The sequence below is a fragment of the Paraburkholderia aspalathi genome (assembly GCF_905220735.1).
GTDB classification, from domain to species: Bacteria; Pseudomonadota; Gammaproteobacteria; order Burkholderiales; family Burkholderiaceae; genus Paraburkholderia; species Paraburkholderia aspalathi.
Map to the genome: position 1 here is coordinate 1,174,415 of NZ_CAJNBA010000001.1, position 15,735 is coordinate 1,190,149.

The 15,735-nt window shown below is 61.3% G+C and carries 17 protein-coding genes; 6 read left to right on the forward strand and 11 right to left on the reverse strand.

Annotation, left to right across the window (positions count from 1 at the left end):
• Nucleotides 1-45 precede the first annotated feature (45 nt).
• Together KHO30_RS05200 and KHO30_RS05205 are read left to right on the forward strand one after the other, a co-directional pair.
• On the forward strand, nucleotides 46-282 hold the full coding sequence (locus tag KHO30_RS05200; protein ID WP_211700244.1) for a DUF2783 domain-containing protein: 237 nt from the start codon (nucleotides 46-48) through the stop codon (nucleotides 280-282).
• Between the two features lie 187 nt (nucleotides 283-469).
• Nucleotides 470-1,792, forward strand: coding sequence for an MFS transporter (locus KHO30_RS05205; protein ID WP_211700245.1), 1,323 nt, complete (start codon nucleotides 470-472; stop codon nucleotides 1,790-1,792).
• Nucleotides 1,793-1,848: 56 nt separating this feature from the next.
• Here KHO30_RS05205 and KHO30_RS05210 read toward each other — a convergent pair whose 3' ends face one another.
• The 7 genes from KHO30_RS05210 to KHO30_RS05240 all read right to left on the reverse strand — a co-directional run bounded on the left by KHO30_RS05210 (nucleotide 1,849) and on the right by KHO30_RS05240 (nucleotide 7,871).
• Nucleotides 1,849-2,772, reverse strand: a complete 924-nt coding sequence (locus KHO30_RS05210; protein ID WP_211700246.1) for a pseudouridine-5'-phosphate glycosidase — start codon at nucleotides 2,770-2,772, stop codon at nucleotides 1,849-1,851.
• Between the two features lie 56 nt (nucleotides 2,773-2,828).
• Nucleotides 2,829-3,611, reverse strand: coding sequence for a 2-oxopent-4-enoate hydratase (dmpE, locus tag KHO30_RS05215; RefSeq protein WP_211700247.1), 783 nt, complete (start codon nucleotides 3,609-3,611; stop codon nucleotides 2,829-2,831).
• Nucleotides 3,608-4,594 carry a pyridoxal-phosphate dependent enzyme gene (locus KHO30_RS05220; protein WP_211700248.1) on the reverse strand — a complete coding sequence of 329 codons (987 nt, stop codon included), beginning with the start codon at nucleotides 4,592-4,594 and terminating at the stop codon, nucleotides 3,608-3,610. The genes dmpE and KHO30_RS05220 overlap by 4 nt, the downstream gene beginning before the upstream one ends.
• A 25-nt stretch (nucleotides 4,595-4,619) precedes the next feature.
• The gene (locus KHO30_RS05225) at nucleotides 4,620-5,093 is read right to left on the reverse strand and encodes a RidA family protein (RefSeq protein WP_211700249.1); all 474 of its coding nucleotides are present in this window, start codon (nucleotides 5,091-5,093) and stop codon (nucleotides 4,620-4,622) included.
• 66 nt (nucleotides 5,094-5,159) lie between these two features.
• Nucleotides 5,160-5,792, reverse strand: a complete 633-nt coding sequence (locus KHO30_RS05230) for an alanyl-tRNA editing protein (protein WP_211700250.1) — start codon at nucleotides 5,790-5,792, stop codon at nucleotides 5,160-5,162.
• Nucleotides 5,793-6,052: 260 nt separating this feature from the next.
• Complete coding sequence (locus KHO30_RS05235; RefSeq protein WP_093642003.1) at nucleotides 6,053-6,865, reverse strand: AraC family transcriptional regulator; 813 nt, start codon at nucleotides 6,863-6,865, stop codon at nucleotides 6,053-6,055.
• 22 nt (nucleotides 6,866-6,887) lie between these two features.
• On the reverse strand, nucleotides 6,888-7,871 hold the full coding sequence (locus KHO30_RS05240) for an NADPH:quinone reductase (protein WP_211700251.1): 984 nt from the start codon (nucleotides 7,869-7,871) through the stop codon (nucleotides 6,888-6,890).
• A 231-nt stretch (nucleotides 7,872-8,102) separates the two neighbouring features.
• Here KHO30_RS05240 and KHO30_RS05245 point away from each other — a divergent pair, with 231 nt between their 5' ends.
• On the forward strand, nucleotides 8,103-8,801 hold the full coding sequence (locus KHO30_RS05245) for a 4'-phosphopantetheinyl transferase family protein (RefSeq protein ID WP_211700252.1): 699 nt from the start codon (nucleotides 8,103-8,105) through the stop codon (nucleotides 8,799-8,801).
• Here the strand turns inward: KHO30_RS05245 and KHO30_RS05250 are convergent.
• The 3 genes from KHO30_RS05250 to KHO30_RS05260 all read right to left on the reverse strand — a co-directional run bounded on the left by KHO30_RS05250 (nucleotide 8,798) and on the right by KHO30_RS05260 (nucleotide 10,928).
• Nucleotides 8,798-9,643: a 4'-phosphopantetheinyl transferase family protein gene (locus KHO30_RS05250; protein WP_244863951.1), complete on the reverse strand. Its 846-nt coding sequence runs from the start codon at nucleotides 9,641-9,643 to the stop codon at nucleotides 8,798-8,800. The genes KHO30_RS05245 and KHO30_RS05250 overlap by 4 nt on opposite strands.
• Nucleotides 9,644-9,655: 12 nt before the next feature.
• On the reverse strand, nucleotides 9,656-10,135 hold the full coding sequence (locus KHO30_RS05255) for a hypothetical protein (RefSeq protein WP_211700253.1): 480 nt from the start codon (nucleotides 10,133-10,135) through the stop codon (nucleotides 9,656-9,658).
• A 127-nt stretch (nucleotides 10,136-10,262) separates the two neighbouring features.
• Nucleotides 10,263-10,928 carry a nitroreductase family protein gene (locus KHO30_RS05260; protein WP_211700254.1) on the reverse strand — a complete coding sequence of 222 codons (666 nt, stop codon included), beginning with the start codon at nucleotides 10,926-10,928 and terminating at the stop codon, nucleotides 10,263-10,265.
• Nucleotides 10,929-11,186: 258 nt separating this feature from the next.
• Between KHO30_RS05260 and KHO30_RS05265 the strand changes: the two genes are divergently transcribed.
• Together KHO30_RS05265 and KHO30_RS05270 are read left to right on the forward strand one after the other, a co-directional pair.
• Nucleotides 11,187-12,422, forward strand: coding sequence for a YbfB/YjiJ family MFS transporter (locus KHO30_RS05265; protein ID WP_211700255.1), 1,236 nt, complete (start codon nucleotides 11,187-11,189; stop codon nucleotides 12,420-12,422).
• A gap of 87 nt (nucleotides 12,423-12,509) precedes the next feature.
• Nucleotides 12,510-13,655 (forward strand): alpha-hydroxy acid oxidase, encoded by a 1,146-nt coding sequence (locus tag KHO30_RS05270; RefSeq protein ID WP_211700256.1) that lies wholly within the window; start codon nucleotides 12,510-12,512, stop codon nucleotides 13,653-13,655.
• Between the two features lie 58 nt (nucleotides 13,656-13,713).
• Here the strand turns inward: KHO30_RS05270 and otsA are convergent, their stop codons facing one another.
• The gene (otsA, locus tag KHO30_RS05275) at nucleotides 13,714-15,129 is read right to left on the reverse strand and encodes an alpha,alpha-trehalose-phosphate synthase (UDP-forming) (RefSeq protein ID WP_211700257.1); all 1,416 of its coding nucleotides are present in this window, start codon (nucleotides 15,127-15,129) and stop codon (nucleotides 13,714-13,716) included.
• Nucleotides 15,130-15,469: 340 nt separating this feature from the next.
• Here otsA and KHO30_RS05280 point away from each other — a divergent pair, with 340 nt between their 5' ends.
• Nucleotides 15,470-15,721: a hypothetical protein gene (locus KHO30_RS05280; protein WP_093642026.1), complete on the forward strand. Its 252-nt coding sequence runs from the start codon at nucleotides 15,470-15,472 to the stop codon at nucleotides 15,719-15,721.
• The last annotated feature ends 14 nt before the right edge of the window (nucleotides 15,722-15,735 follow it).

A 15,735-nucleotide genomic window follows, 5' to 3' on the forward strand; every position in this document is an offset into this window, starting at 1 on the left:
GGACAAACGCGGCACATCGGCAAAAGAAAATAGCAGGAGACAGTGATGGCATTGAACACGCAACCCAATCTCGTCCGCCCCGACGATTTCTACGAGGCGCTGATCGACATGCATCGCGATCTGGACGATGCGCAGAGTCAGTCAGCCAACGCGCAACTGATCTTGTTGCTCGCCAACCATATCGGCGATCACGCGACGCTGCTTGAAGCGATGCGGCACGCACGTCAAGGCGTGACCGATACTTCAGCGCAAGGCGCGCAGACCCATTCGCTGGTTGCCTGAACATGAATCACGACAAGCGGTAACCATATAACGCTGCACGCGCGTGGCCGTTCGAGCCATGCGCAATTCACCACGGCGCGCGGCGTATTTATACCGCCGCATGCCGTTCCAGTAGAAAACCGAAACGCGGCGCATCAAGACGCCGGACCCAGCGGGTCCGCTGGACCCTCACGTTTGGAGATAACCGATGAGCCAATCCCTCGCCCCCGCGCTGGGCGCGTCCGCCGTTGCGCACGACGACCTGCTGTATCGCAAGGTTTCGATGCGGATCATTCCGTTTCTTTTTCTGTGTTACGTGGTGTCGTTCCTCGACCGCATTAACATCGGCTTCGCGCAATTGCAGATGAAGCACGACCTCGGTTTCAGCGACGCCATGTATGGTTTGGGCGCGGCGGTCTTCTATATCGGCTACGTGTTGTGTGAAGTGCCGAGCAACATGCTGCTCGCGCGCTTCGGCGCGCGCCGCACGTTCACGCGGATCATGCTGCTGTGGGGCATCGCATCGGTCGGCATGATGCTGGTGTCGAAACCCACGCACTTTTACGTGCTGCGTTTCATGCTCGGCGTGTTCGAAGCGGGGTTCTTTCCCGGCATCGTGCTGTATCTCACCTACTGGTATCCGGCCCGGCGGCGCGCAGCCGTGCTGTCGATTTTCTTCGCGGGCGTCGCAGTGGCGGGGGTGCTCGGCGGCCTGGTGTCCGGCTGGATCATGCGCGATATGGGCGGCGTGATGGGGCTGTTCGGCTGGCAGTGGATGTTCGTGATCGAAGGTGCGCCAGCCATCGTACTTGGCCTGCTTGCCGCGTTTTATCTGGTTGACGGTCCGCAGCATGCAACGTGGCTCAACGATGCCGAGAAGGCACAATTGATCGCGCAGCGCGATGAAGACCGCCGCGTTTCATCGGACGCGCATTCATCGCGCTCCGTCATGCAAGCGTTGCGTAACCCGCGGGTGTATCTGTTCGCGTTCATCTATTTTTCGCTGACCTGCGCGTCGCTGACGCTGAGCTTCTGGATGCCGCTAATGATTCGCGACTTCGGTGTTCACGACGTGCTGGCGATCAGTCTATATACCGTGATTCCGAATGCAGTCGGCGCAGTGGGCCTGATTCTGATTGCGCGGCACTCGGATCGTCGTGGCGAACGGCGCAGGCACTTCGCGGTTTGCACGATCGGCGGCGGCATCGCACTGTCTCTGCTGACGCTGCATCTGAGCAGCTTCCCGGCGATGCTTGCGATTCTCTCGGTGGCGGCCGTGCTGATCTTCGCGGCGTTGCCGATTTTCTGGACGGTGCCGTCGGGCTATCTATCGGGCACTGCGGTGGCGGCCGGAATTGCGCTCATCAGCAGCATCGGCATTACGAGCGGGATTGTCAGCCCGTGGGTGATCGGTCTGATCAAGACGCACACGGGCAGCATGGACAATGCGTTATATCTGCTGACCGCGCTGTTGTTCGTCAGCGGCGTGGCGTTGTTGCTCGGCGTGCCGAAGGAAATGAAGCGGATCTAGAACTTGTGCGGGCCGTTGATCAAACACGCGTTGATGATGTCTGGATCGGTACCGCTCTAAAGCGCCGCATAAGCAACCGCTATCGCAGCCGCCAGCCTGGCGTTGTTGAGACCGATCTGAACGCTGCATTCCGCGCTTGCCCCGTCGGTCAATGCATTTACACGGGAAATAAGGAACGGTGTCACGCCCTTACCGGTGATACCTTCCGCATCTGCTTCCGCCAGTGCCTGCTCAATTGCGAGATCGATGTCCTCACGTGGCAACGCGAATGGCTCTGGAATCGGATTGGCAACCACAAGGCCGTTGTTCAGGCCTAGCGCCCAGTTGACCTTCATGACACGCGCTATCTGTTGAGGATCGTCGAGGCGCACTTCGACACCGAACTCACTGTCGCGCGTAAAGAACCCGGGAAGACTGTCAGTGCCGTAGCCGATCACCGGTACGCCGTGCGTCTCCAGGTATTCCAGGGTGAGCTGGACGTCGAGGATCGATTTGATGCCGGCACACACCAATGCGACCGGCGTGCGGGCGAGTTCCTGCAGATCAGCTGAGATGTCGAAGCTTTCCTGCGCGCCCCGATGTACGCCGCCGAGACCGCCAGCGGCGAATACACGGATCTTCACCAGGTCGGCGATGAGCATCGTCGCCGAGATCGTCGTCGCGCCATCTGCGCCACACGCAACCAGAATCGGAATATCGCGTCGGCTGACCTTGGCCACATCGCGGCCGCCGCGAGCGAGGCGCTCAATCTCCTCACGCGTGAGTCCGACCTTAATACGGCCGTCCAGAATCGCGCAGGCGGCAGGTATCGCGCCGTGGGCGCGGACTTCGGCTTCGAGCACAAGCGCCGTTTCGGCGTTCTTTGGCCAAGGGGCGCCAAGCGAGATGATCGACGACTCGAGTGCCACAACCGGTCGCCCTGCGTCCAACGCCGCAGCGACTTCCGGGTGGACATCCAAAAAATCACTTAGTCGCATCATCTCTCCTTGGCCAGGGTGAGCGCAGTGTCTTCGATCACCATGTCTCCTCCTTCGGGTCAAACGAATCGCACCGAGCAGCTGCCGATGCCGTCAATAGAAACACTGAGGCTGTCGCCGGCTGCGACCGGAACCATCGCCGCCAGTGAGCCGGACAGCACGATTTCACCGGCCTTCAATGACTCGTTCAGTTCGCCCAATGTGTTGGCCAGCCACGCTACCGCTTCAAGCGGGTTCCCAAGCGCCGCAGCACCTGAGCCGGTGGTGACCACCTCACCGTTCTTCTCCAGCTTCATCGCGCATCCGACCAGGTCGACCTCGCGCGGATCGACAACGCGCTTGCCCAGCACGAAGGCGCCGCACGACGCGTTGTCGGCCACCGTGTCTTCGATGCGGATTTTCCAGTCGCGGATGCGCGAATCGACGATCTCAAAGCAAGCCATCACGCCTGCGGTGGCGGCGAGGACATCCGCGGCAGTCACGCCAGGCCCCCGCAGATCGTGCTTGAGCACAAAGGCAATTTCTCCCTCGGCTTTGGGCTGGATCAGGGAAGCGATCGGAATCGCGTCGCCTTCCTCGTAAAGCATCGCGTCGGTGAGCATGCCGAAATCGGGTTGATAGACCCCGAGCATGTCCATCACGACCTGCGAGGTCACGCCGATCTTCTTGCCGATGATGCGTTCCCCCGCTTCAGTGCGGCGGGCGTTCACACGTTGCTGGATGCGGTACGCGTCGTCGATCGTCAGATCGGTGTGGCGGGTGGTGAGCGGGTCGAGCGCGCGACAGTCTTTTGCTGCGGTGTACAGCTCGTCGCCAAGCGAATGGATCAGCGCGTCGTTCATCGTTGCGGGCTCTCGGACGAATGCACCTCATCGGAATGACTGGCGGCGACCTGCTCGCCCTCCAGCCTGTAAAAATCGGACCACTCCAGCAACTGCTGGCTTGTCGTGCCTACGCCACCGCAGGCGATGACCACGATGCGCTGCGCGTCCGGGAAATACTCGGGAACGTGGGCAAGTGCGGCCACCGATGCACCGCAGGCCGGCTCGGTCAGAAGGCGAAGTTCTTCGAGCAGGGTCACGCTGCCTTGAATCGCTTCCGCGTCAGTCACGAGGCAGTTCCGGATCGGATGTTCCTTGGCGAGCGCTACGATGCGTGCGGCGACCTTGTTGGCGCCCAGCGAGGTCGCCACGGACTGAATCTTCGGCAATGCGACTGGCGCACCCGCCTTGAGCGCCGCATGGAAGGAACTCGCGCCGTCGGTCTCGACGGCCAACACCGGAATGTCGCCCCAGCCGATTCGCTGCAGTCCTTCAACGACGCCTGCCAGCAGACCGCCACCGCCGACCGAGCAAACCAGCAGGTCGGGGCGTTCGGTTTGCCGGGCGATCTCCTCGATCATCGTCGCGTGGCCTTCCCACAGCAGCGGGTCGTCGAACGCATGGAGGTACGCGTCGCCATCGCCCAGAATCGAAAGCGCATAGGCGTTGGATTCAGCGAACGATGCCCCATGAACCACGACCTCTGCTTCTTCACCACGAATAAGCGCCTTGGCTCGCTCAGATGTCGTCTGCGGCACGACGACCGTCACTGGAACGCCAAGCTCCCGGCCCGCATAGGCAACCGCGTACCCCGCGTTACCGCCTGACGCAGCGACGAAGCGGAGCGCACCGCGGCGTTTGTGTTCTTCGCAGGCGAAACCAACGCCTCGCAGCTTGAATGAACCACTCGGTTGCAGCCCTTCAAGCTTCAGGAGAACGGTTTTGCCGGTCTTGAGTGAGAGCGCGCGCGACTTGATTAGCGGTGTTTCGATATGCAGTGTCATAGCAGGACTTCGTCTGTGAAAGGCGTTATCGTTTGCCGAGCTGGATGACAGCGGAAACCTCAACCGGGCAACGAAACGGCAGGCTCGATACGCCTACGGCGGCGCGGCTGTGCCTTCCCTTTTCACCGAGGACTTCAACGAGAACCTCCGAGGCGCCGTTGATGACTTCCGGGTGCTCGGTAAATTCCGTGGCTGCGTGTACGTAGCCAGTCACCGAGCAGACGCGGATCACGCTCAGGTCGTCCATCAGTTGCGAGCGAAGTTGTGACAGAATCGCCATGCCGCTCAACCGTGCGGCTTCTTTCGCCAGTTCGATACTCACTTCCTTGCCGACCTGGCCGAGGGCATACGGTTTGCCGTCCTTGAAGGCGACCTGTCCGGAAATGTGCAGGAAACCATCTGCCAGAACGGTGGGTACATAGTTGGCGATCGCCGCCTTCGGCGGTTGCAGTTCGATGCCGAGTTCTGCGAGACGGGCATCCAGTTCAGCGCGGTTCATGAGATCTCCTTGAGTATGAAATAGGTGCCGGCGCGTGACGCACTCGGCACGAGTGAAATTGGGGAATCAGGATTCGATGTCGTACTGGATCGAGAGCTGTCCTTTCTTCTCTTTGATCTTCAGGATCCTGATACGGCCGATCTGTCCAGCGGAGCTGACGTGCGTGCCGCCACAGCCATGCATCGGCTGGTCACCGAAGCACACCGACCTGATGCCATCCTTTACGGCCAGATGGCGCGGCACATCATCCGCGATGAGCTGGTTGACGGTCTGTTCCACGCCCTCGACAGTCAGCGACTGTGGGTTATCACGTGGCTCAAAAACGACTCGTCCTTCACCGGGCCAATGGTGACCTTTGTTCGCGTACCAACCCATCTGCTCCACGACGCCGGAAATCAGGTGGCCGGCAGAGTGGAGCCGTGCGTGCAGCATGCGGATCTCAGGCGATACTTCAATCAGCGCATCGCCGATGGCGACTTCTTTTTCGGTGATATGAATAACCTTGTCACCCTCGTGAATTACGCGCTCGACCTTTACGCCAGCGATAGTCCCCTGGTCGGAGAGCTGACCTCCACCTTGCGGATGGAACAGGGTCTCGGCCAGCGTCACACGGAACTTGCCATCGTCGGCGGGCGAGCAGTCGAGTACCTGCGCGTTCATCGTCAGTTCGTCGCTGTCGTAGTATCTGAGTTTCGTCATTTCGTGTTCCAGGGCGATTCGTACAATGCGGCAATCAGGAAAGACAACGTACTTTCCGCATGACCCAAAGTTAAAGGACGTGCGCCTGCCCCGCTTGTAAAAAGTTGAGGGTTTTCGCTTGTGGGGTTCAGTCGTCCGCGGGACGCGCAGCGTGACGTTAGTGCCGCGTCAATGTTGCGTTGACGCAGCTTCGTCTGAGTGGTGCGGGAGTGATGGAGGGTGCGGCGCTTGGGCTGCGCGGTCTGCCGCGATCGGGTCTGTCAATACTTCGACGGCGATACACCAAAGGCTTGCCGGAACGCGCGACTGAAGTGGCTATGATCGTAAAAGCCGACTTCGTTAGCCACCCGCGACAGACCGTGGTCAGTGTGACTCAGCAAAGAGCACGCGCGCTCCAGCCTCAGTCGTACGACCCAGGCGTGTGGCGTCATGCCGACTGTTTGCTTGAAAAGCTTGAGGAAATGGAAGCGCTCGAGATTGCAGAGGGCCGCAAGCTCTTCGAGCGTGATTTTTTCGGCCAGGTGGACATCGCAATACTCTTTGATGCGCCGCCACTGTACTGAGGTGAGTGTGCCTTTGACAAACTGCGGTTTGACCATGCGTGTCTGGACGAACAGGCGGTCAAGTAGCGTCAGCCATTCGGACTGTTCTGCCAGGGGCTCGGAACCCGCCCGAGCCGCTCGCAGTGCATCGTGCAATCGCGACAGATGACCGGCAAGCGACGAATCCTGAAGGACCGCGCCACCCAGTGCAGGGAAACGATTTTGCGCCGAGATTTCCTCACCGAGTCCGTTCAGTAACTCGGGTGAGAGGCGAAATGTCTTGAGTGTGTACGACTCGTCCCCAGCGCTGTTGCCGTCATGTACTTCGCCGGGTGGCATTAACTGGATGCTGCCCGGTGTCAGTAGCAGCGTTTCGCCATGGAATCCCTGCCGCTGAACCCCCTCGGTTACCAGCGCGATGTGGTAGTCCAGATGGTAGTGCCGATCGAAGCGGAACTCGGAGAAGCGCGCCTCGCTCAGCACGAGACCCGGAATCTCCTTGCTGCGTTTGTACTCGACGCGATCCTTCATCAGGGCCTCCTGCGGCGTTCGCCTATCTGCGCGTGTCGACGAGGATCTTGGCAGTCGCGCCCGACTCGACACGTTCGTGGGCCTTCGCGATTTCCGACAAAGGAAAAACCTCGACCTGAGGATGTTGCAGCGCCCCGCGTTCCAGCAATGGGGTGAGCACATCGATGGCGGCTTTCCTTAACTCAACGGGCAATTTATACACGATAAAGAATCGCAGATTCGCGAAGCCAACAATCATCGATCTGAAGGGGACCTCGATCAATGCAGCCCCCGAACCATAGATGATCACGTCACCGCCAAACTTCAGCAGCTCGCCATATTTGCCGGCATTGGCTGCTGCGTCGACTTCGATGATGGCGTCCACACCTTTGCCCGCGGTGATCTCGCGTACCGAAGCCACCACGTCCTGCTCGTTGCGATTGATGACCCACTCGGCACCCAGACGGGAAGCGAGCTCGCACTTCTCCCGGCTGCCAGCCACGCCAATCACTCTTGCACCCGAGAGCGCGGCCAATTGCACGGCGTAGCCGCCTACCGCGCCCGTGGCGCCGTAGACAAGAACCGTCTTGCCGAGAAGCTCTCCGCAAACATGCACCGCGTACCAGGCCGTCAGAAGCGGAATCCCAAGTGAGGCGCCCGCCTCGGTCGACACATTGTCGGGGAGCCGCGCAACCTGGCTTTCGGGCAACGCGATCAGTTCGGATGCGGTACCGAATGGCCGCTGCCACTGGCCGTTGATCGTCCAGACTCGCTGTCCGATCCACTGTTTCGACACGCCTTCCCCCACTGCCTCGACGACGCCGGCTCCATCGCTGTGCGGAATAACGCGCTGAAAATCCATGGCGGGGCTGGTGAGGCCCGAGCGCGATTTAACGTCCGAAGGGTTCACGCCGGAGTGTGCGATGCGCACCAGGACTTCGCCCGCTTCAGGGGCCGGATCAGGCTGCTCGTCAACCACCAGAACGTCTCGAGCGGAGCCTTTTGAGGCATAGTGTGCGGCCTTCATGTCTTGCAACCTCCAGACTGGTTTAGTGAAGAGCGCCCGCAAACCGGCGTGTCCCAGCCGAGCTTCTCAGCGCAATGTGACCAATACTCTGATCCATTCCATCAGAACGCGCTTGTAAAAAATTGACTATACACACCGGCAGGGCAGGAGTTAGAGCCGATTCAATCGTCATATCGGGTAGAGTCGCGAATATTTCCTTACGACCTTACCACTTGCGTTCGAACCTTCGCGATGTCTTCAATCGAACCTGTTCTCCTGCCGCATGACGGCCCGTCCGACGTTTCGTTGTGGCGGGTCGATTTTGCTTTCGACGCGTCGTTGGAGGATGCCGCCTTCGCCGCGCTCAGCGACGACGAACGCGCGAGAGCCGGCAAATTTCACCGTCATGAAGATGCGCTGCGTTTCGCTTCCGTGCGTGTGGCGCTGCGCGAGCAACTCGCGCGATGTCTTGGTATTGCGGCACACGCCGTCCGATTCACGCTAGACGCAAACCATCGCCCGCATCTGGCCGATTCCAATACGCTCGATTTCAACGTATCGCATGCAGGCTCGCATGGGCTCATCGCGATGTCGCCTAGGCGGCGTGTCGGTGTTGATATCGAACATCGCAGCGACAGCTTCGATTGGCATTCGATCGCGACATTGACGCTCGATGCGAGCGAAGCGGTGTGGATCGACAACCTCGACGTGGAAGAGCAGCGCGCCGCGTTTTACGACGCATGGGTCGCCAAAGAAGCGCTCGTCAAGACGACGGGCGTTGGCATCACGCGCGGCCTGCAGCATCTGACGGTGCTGCCGCGTGACAGCGTCGAGGTGACGCTACGCAATGTGATTCCGGATGACATGCGTGAGATTGCCGCGCGCTGGATTGCGGCGCCTAAAGCCTATGCGGCATGTGTGGCGTGGTCGACGAAAACGTTCACCCGCTAAACTTTTCGTTCGCCAGACACCAACGCCTTCGGCCATCCAACCGCATGCACCTGCGTGACCGGCTGGGCGATTGCAACCGCTGCGCGAATCTTGCCCGACATCGGCAGATCGAGCACATGCCAGCGGCCATGTTCGGCAAGATCGAACGCACAGGATGCGGTGTTGCTCGAGAGCAGATCCAGATCGACATCGACAGGCGCATAACGCAACGCATTGCACAAGCTGCCATAACGCGCCCGTTGGCGTGAGACTTCCTGCGCCTCGTCAAGCGCAGCGCCAGGCGAAGGGACGACGACGCTAAGACCTAGTGCTGTCGACGCAATGCCGATCACGATCCAAATACCGGCGTAAGCGATATCAATCGTGATGCCCCGACCGTCGTGCGGATTTCGCGCGCGCAGTTTCTCGTTCCCGTCGTCTTGCAGATCAACCTCATGCGGCTCGCAGTCGAACAGATTCGCGACGATCCAGCGCGTTACCACGCGTGCGCTGATAAAGCGTTTGCGTAGCGCCGAGTTCGGGTGAAGCTTTGCGCGTTCGCGCTCTCCCTTCGAAATCCACGTTTCGCCTTCCTGCACCGGCACCGGCAGCCATTCGCAGCGGAATCGCCACATATGCAATTCACCCGCGCGTAGCGCGGCGACGCGCTGCGGATAGTGGCGTGTTAGCGGATGCGAGACGAATTGCGGCGCGGCCGCGTTGACGATCGCGTGCGCGGTTCGAGCAGGTTGAACCGGTGAGGCAGGGTGATCTGCTTGCAACGCATTAGCGCTATTCGTCGCCTGCGAGTCGATGCTGTCACGCACACGCGAGGGCGCGAGATAAGCGAGTTCCGACGGCATACGCTCGGGTCCTCAATGCATATAGGTGACGCGGCGCGCTTGCACGTCGAGTTCGACACCGGCGTCGAGCAGATCGATGGCGAACCAGCGGATCAGCTTCAACACGCCACTCACGGCCGGCGCCGGCAGCCATTCGCTCAGCATGCGCAACGCAGCGCCACTGTGCGTCTTTTGCAGCAGCGCGATGGTTTGCAGGATCACGGCTTCGTCCTTGCCGAGATCGCTGGCGCAGCGGCATCGCATGTCGAGCGGACGATAGGACACGTGCATTAGCGAACGCATCAGCAGATCGAAATGTTCGATACCGTCTTGCCGCAAGCCCACGCCGATCAGGATGTCGCGCCAGTGCACCCCGCCGCGCACGGTTTCACACGCCGGCCGCAGCCAGGTACGAACGGCGCTGAGGACCGTGCGATCGGGCGCATCGGCCGACTCGGTAACGTGATCGTCGACCAGTTCGGGACGGCTGCTGTATTGAGAGCGGAAGTTCATCGAGGCTCCTGAATGGACACGGTCCAATGAGTCGCGCCGGCCTGATCGGAGGAGGCCACGTCGCAGGCCAGCGCTTGTCGCTCGCGACGGATAGGCGGTGACGCAGTGCTTGCGCCAGATGCTTGCTTCAATTTTTAGCCGGCTGCGGCGGCAGCCATTCGCGCACGTGTTCGCTGCGTGTCGGGCGTGCTGTTGCTTGGCCCGGGTTTTTCGGCGTGCCGACAAAGAGGAAGCCGAGCAATCGCTCGTTCGGCGCGAAACCCAGCGCGTCGTGCAATTGCGCTTCATAGCTGTCGGCGCCCGTGGCCCAGAAGCCGCCGTAGCCAAGCGCGTGGATCGCATTCAGCATGTTCATCGTCGCCGCGCCGACCGCCAGCAATTGCTCGGTCTCGGGCACGGTCGATTGGGACGAAATTGACGCACCGAGCGCGATCACGATCGGCGCCGCGTAGGCCTTCTGCCGCCGATGCGCATGCGCGGAGCGCGGCTCGCCCGGCGAACGGGCACAGGCGAGGTCGACCAGCACGTCGCCGAGCGGGCCGCGTGCGTCGCCGCGGATCGTGACGAAGCGCCACGGCCGCAGATTGCCGTGATCGGGCGCGCGCAAGGCGGCATCGAAGATCAGATCGAGTTCGGCGTCGGCCGGGGCCGGCTCGGTGAGCGGCCAGTGGGACTGGCGCGACAGCAGCACTTCAAGCGCGGCCGCTGCCTTCGATCCGGCGGCGGTGTCAGGCGCTGCGGCGGCTGTGCGTTTGCTTTCGGTTTCGGGACGGCTGAGGTCGGCTGTGATCATGATTTCGGTATTCGTCTGATGGCATGGACTGAATGATGGGCCAATTTCATCGTAAATGCAAATCATTCGCATTTAGAAAATGAATTGGACGAAGCATTGAACTGAGGCTTGGCACTGTACGCGCACGGTCAGAAGGCCTTGCAGCCGAGCTTCTGGCGTCTGATCCGCAACTAACCGTCAGCCGAACGGAGCGCCCCCAGATATGATGGCGGAATGCCGCAGCGAGCCTGCCGCATCCTTGTCTACCCACGCTAGCCAATGCCAACAAAATCTCTCAACGCCGCATCGACCGCCACGCCCACTGAAGCGGCGCAGCGCTTCCCCACCTTGATGCTGGCCGCCGGCCTGTCGTTAGGCAGCGCGATCGCGCTGGGCCTCGCGCGCTTCGCTTACGCGTTGCTGTTGCCGTCGATGAAACTCGATCTCGGCTGGAGCTTCGCTCAAGCCGGCGCGATGAATACCGCCAACGCGCTGGGCTATCTGCTGGGTGCGCTGGCTTATCCGCGGCTCGCACGCCGCTGGTCGGCCGGTGCATTGTTCGGCGCGGGCTGCGTGGCCACTGCGCTGCTGATGGCCATCAGCGGTCTGCTGGACGACACGCATTCGCTACTCGTGATGCGCGTGATCACCGGCGTGAGCAGTGCGGCGGTTTTCGTCAGCGGCGGCGTGCTGGCGGCGCGGCTGGCGTCGGCGAGACCGCACGATGCAGGGCTTGTGCTCGGCTTGTACTACGGCGGGACGGGGTGGGGCATCGTCGCTTCATCGGTGCTGGTGCCGTTGACGATTTTCAACGTCGTGCATGGCTGGCAGTTTGCCTGGTTCGCACTGGCCGTTGCGTGCGCGGCGTTCTCCGCGATTGCCATCGGCGCCGCTAGAAAAATTGAAAGCGTGCACACAACTCGGCCGTCGACCGCGGATGCTTCCGATACCGCCGACGCGCCACGCTGGCCGCGTTTCAGCCCCGCACTGGCGGGCTATGGACTGTTCGGCGTCGGCTATATCGGCTACATGACGTTCATCGTCGCACTGCTCCGCAACGCGGGCATGAGCGCGGCTGTGGTGACGGGCTTCTACCTGTTGCTTGGCGTGGCGACGGTCGTGTCGGCACGCTTGTGGTCCAGTCTGCTCGACCGCATGCGCGGCGGCCACGCGCTCGCGATACTCAACGCGTTGCTCGCGGTGGCGACGCTGTTGCCCGCGTTGTTCACGCAACCGTGGGTGGCGTTTGTCTCCGGCGTGCTGTTCGGCGCGACGTTTCTCTCGGCTGTGGCGTCGACCACGGCTTTCGTGCGCCACAATCTGCCGGCGAGCCACTGGGGCAAGGGCATTAGCGCATTCACGATCGTGTTCGCGTTCGGACAGATCGTCGGGCCGATGATTATCGGCTGGGTCTCGGACGGCGCGGGTCTCGCACGTGGGCTGGTCTATTCCGCCTTGCTGCTCGCAGCCGGCGCGGTGCTGGCGGCTTGCCAGAAGCCGTTACGCAGAGCCTGACTGAATGATCCCCAGGTATTCCCGGAGTACCGGACGACTGTCTTAAGCACGTACACTCATCGCTTGTTCCCTGCGCTGAGAGAAACCGTGCCTGTCATCACCTGCATAGAAGATTTACGCGTGCTTGCCGAGCGGCGTGTGCCGCGCATGTTCTACGACTACGCCGACAGCGGCTCGTGGACCGAAAGTACCTACCGTGCCAATGAAAGCGACTTCCAACGCCTGAAGTTGCGCCAGCGTGTGGCGGTCAACATGGCGGGCCGCAGCACGCGCACGGAAATGATCGGTCAGACGGCCGCCATGCCCGTGGCGCTCGCACCGACGGGGTTGACCGGCATGCAGCATGCCGACGGTGAAATCCTGGCGGCGCGCGCGGCGGAGAAATTCGGCGTGCCGTTCACCTTGTCCACGATGAGCATCTGCTCGATCGAGGACGTGGCCGCCCAGACCACCCAACCGTTCTGGTTCCAGCTTTACATGATGCGCGACCGCGACTTCATCATGCGGCTGATCGAGCGCGCTCGAGCGGCACGGTGCAGCGCCTTGATGCTGACGCTGGACCTGCAGATCCTCGGCCAACGCCACAAGGACATCAAGAACGGGTTGTCGGCGCCGCCCAAATTGACCCCGGCGAACCTCATCAACCTCGCGACCAAACCGCGCTGGTGCCTCGGCATGCTCGGCACCAAGCGGCGTACTTTCGGCAACATCGTCGGTCATGCGAAGGGCGTGGGCGATCTGTCGTCGCTGAGCTCGTGGACCGCCGAGCAGTTCGATCCGGCGCTGAGCTGGGCAGACGTCGAGTGGGTCAAGAAGATGTGGGGCGGCAAGCTCATTCTGAAAGGCATCATGGATGCAGAAGATGCGCGCCTTGCCGCCAACAGCGGCGCTGACGCGTTGATCGTCTCCAACCATGGCGGCCGGCAACTCGACGGCGCGCCTTCTTCGATCTCGGCGCTTCCCGAGATCGCACGCGAGGTCGGCTCGCGCATTGAAGTGTGGATGGATGGCGGCATTCGCAGCGGACAGGATGTGCTGAAGGCCGTTGCGCTCGGTGCGAAAGGCACGCTGATCGGCCGCAGCTTTCTCTATGGGCTGGGCGCAATGGGCGAGGAGGGTGTCACCAAGTGCCTGCAGATCATCCAGAAGGAACTGGACATCACCATGGCCTTTTGCGGCCACACTGACGTCCGTCAGGTGGACGAGCGGATCCTGCTGCCTGACAGGCGGTGATGATAGACGCCAGGCGCGACGCCTGGCGTCTCGAGGTTGATGCCGTTCAGCCAGATGTTCAGCTGGTGCCGCTCGCCGCCACTTCATTCGGCTCGCAGTCTTCCAGCGCCTGCAGAAACGTCGAACTCCACCAGTGCACATCGTACTTACGGATCCGGTTAAGCAGCGCTTCGTGCCGGTTGATCCGCTCGTCAAGCGACATGGTTAGCGCCCGTTGAATGGCCTGCGCCGTTCCTTGCGTGTCGTAGGGATTGACCAGCAGCGCTTCCTTCAATTGCTCGGCGGCTCCGGCAAAACGCGAGAGCACCAGCATGCCCGGATCGGCAGCGTCCTGTGCGGCGATGAATTCCTTTGCGACCAGATTCATGCCGTCCCGCAAGGGCGTGACGAGCGCCACCCGACTCGCGCGAAAAAGACCCGGCAGGCGCTTACGGGCCACGTTCCGATGAATGTAGCGCACCGGCATCCAGTCCAGTTCACCAAAGTCGCCATTGATCGCGCCGCACAGGCTATCCATCTGACGCCGCAGATTGTCGTAGGCACCGACGTCCTCGCGGCTAGGAGAAGCGATCTGGATCAACGTCGCGCTATCGCGGTTTTCCGGGTAGTAGGTCAGCAGTTCGCGGAACGCATGCACGCGTTGCGGCAGCCCCTTCGAATAGTCCAACCGATCGACGCCCACCAGCAAACGCCGCCGCGAATACTCGTCGCGCATCCGGACGAACATGTCGCGCCCTTCCTTCGAATCGGCAAGACGCTTGAAATCGTCGACGTCGATACCGATGGGATAGGCGCCGACCCGCAGCGTTCGATTGAATGCTCGAAGGCGATCCGGACTCAAGCGTTCCGCGTGCGCTTCCGATTCGACGTAGTGAGAAAAATGCGTCAGGTCGGCTTCGCTCTGGAAGCCCACCAGATCGTATGCAAAGAGCGAGCGCATCAGCCATTCGTGTTCCGGAATCGCGGCCATGATCAGCGGCGGCGGCATCGGAATATGCAGGAAGAAGCCAATGCGGTTGGTGCATCCCATGGCGCGCAACTCGGCCGCGAGCGGGATCAACTGGTAATCGTGAACCCAGATGAGGTCGTCCGGTTTGAGGAGCGGCAGCAGCTTCTGCGCGAATAACTGGTTGACCCTGCGATAGCCCGCGGCGAATCGCGTGTCGAAATTGGCCAGATCCAGCCGGTAGTGGAATACCGGCCACAAGACATCGTTGGAGTAACCGAGGTAATACGTGTCGTGATCCTCGCGGCTCAGATCGAGCGTCGCGAGCGTGACGTTGCCGGCCGTTTGGACATGAACTTCCCCCTGGCCGGATTGCGTGCCATCCGCGGCTTCGCGGATCTTGCCGCTCCAGCCGAACCAGAGGCCGCCAGTTTGTTGCAGGCTTTCGCGTACAGCGACGGCGAGTCCGCCGGCTGCAGGCTTGCGAGGGTCGGCAGTGCGATTTGAAACGACGACGAGACGACTCATGAGGTCCTTGTGTTGTTGCGTACACATACGGTATCCGGCTCGGTCGGCTGTGCCGGACAAGGATCACTTCCTGATTGACGCAGTTTACTATGTCCTCAGCACATGCTTACGACTGCGCTTCGCCGCTACGCTTCGCGCCTACCGCTCCGCGTGTGAGCCGACCCGTGCAAGTTAACGATTTCTCAATATTGCCTCGATAGTGATTTCTGCAGTCCGACCGCAACATGAGGCAAGCGCTACGAACGAGACGCCGCGTGCGAAGTCGTTCGAAACGCCATTGCGGCCAACCGTCTGTTCGTGTGTTGACCGTGTCCGCATTACCTTGCTGGAGTCAGTCAACATGAAAACACTTCGACTCGTGGCGATATGCGCCGCCTCCCTCTCTCTTGGACAAGTGTGGGCGCAAGACAACCCGGTGCAGTCTGCAACACCACCTGCCGCTCAGGACGTCGGCGGCACAGTCAGCGCGTCGACGGGCGAATCCGGATCCACAGCGACGCTCTCGCGGCAACAGGTTTACCAGGATCTCATTCGTGCACAGCAAAGCGGAGAACAAAGCCGCTTGCGGAGCGAGTTCTACCGCGGCAAATGACGAACCAGCACCCT

What these genes read in the sequence shown, in the direction of transcription:
- KHO30_RS05245 (WP_211700252.1), top strand. Translation starts at nt 8,103, where the DNA reads ATGTCTTCAATCGAACCTGTTCTCCTGCCGCATGACGGCCCGTCCGAC.
- KHO30_RS05200 (WP_211700244.1), top strand. Translation starts at nt 46, where the DNA reads ATGGCATTGAACACGCAACCCAATCTCGTCCGCCCCGACGATTTCTAC.
- dmpE (WP_211700247.1), bottom strand. Translation starts at nt 3,611, where the DNA reads ATGAACGACGCGCTGATCCATTCGCTTGGCGACGAGCTGTACACCGCA.
- KHO30_RS05230 (WP_211700250.1), bottom strand. Translation starts at nt 5,792, where the DNA reads ATGACGAAACTCAGATACTACGACAGCGACGAACTGACGATGAACGCG.
- KHO30_RS05210 (WP_211700246.1), bottom strand. Translation starts at nt 2,772, where the DNA reads ATGATGCGACTAAGTGATTTTTTGGATGTCCACCCGGAAGTCGCTGCG.
- KHO30_RS05280 (WP_093642026.1), top strand. Translation starts at nt 15,470, where the DNA reads ATGAAAACACTTCGACTCGTGGCGATATGCGCCGCCTCCCTCTCTCTT.
- KHO30_RS05205 (WP_211700245.1), top strand. Translation starts at nt 470, where the DNA reads ATGAGCCAATCCCTCGCCCCCGCGCTGGGCGCGTCCGCCGTTGCGCAC.
- KHO30_RS05255 (WP_211700253.1), bottom strand. Translation starts at nt 10,135, where the DNA reads ATGAACTTCCGCTCTCAATACAGCAGCCGTCCCGAACTGGTCGACGAT.
- KHO30_RS05220 (WP_211700248.1), bottom strand. Translation starts at nt 4,594, where the DNA reads ATGACACTGCATATCGAAACACCGCTAATCAAGTCGCGCGCGCTCTCA.
- KHO30_RS05235 (WP_093642003.1), bottom strand. Translation starts at nt 6,865, where the DNA reads ATGAAGGATCGCGTCGAGTACAAACGCAGCAAGGAGATTCCGGGTCTC.
- KHO30_RS05250 (WP_244863951.1), bottom strand. Translation starts at nt 9,643, where the DNA reads ATGCCGTCGGAACTCGCTTATCTCGCGCCCTCGCGTGTGCGTGACAGC.
- KHO30_RS05225 (WP_211700249.1), bottom strand. Translation starts at nt 5,093, where the DNA reads ATGAACCGCGCTGAACTGGATGCCCGTCTCGCAGAACTCGGCATCGAA.
- KHO30_RS05265 (WP_211700255.1), top strand. Translation starts at nt 11,187, where the DNA reads ATGCCAACAAAATCTCTCAACGCCGCATCGACCGCCACGCCCACTGAA.
- otsA (WP_211700257.1), bottom strand. Translation starts at nt 15,129, where the DNA reads ATGAGTCGTCTCGTCGTCGTTTCAAATCGCACTGCCGACCCTCGCAAG.
- KHO30_RS05260 (WP_211700254.1), bottom strand. Translation starts at nt 10,928, where the DNA reads ATGATCACAGCCGACCTCAGCCGTCCCGAAACCGAAAGCAAACGCACA.
- KHO30_RS05240 (WP_211700251.1), bottom strand. Translation starts at nt 7,871, where the DNA reads ATGAAGGCCGCACACTATGCCTCAAAAGGCTCCGCTCGAGACGTTCTG.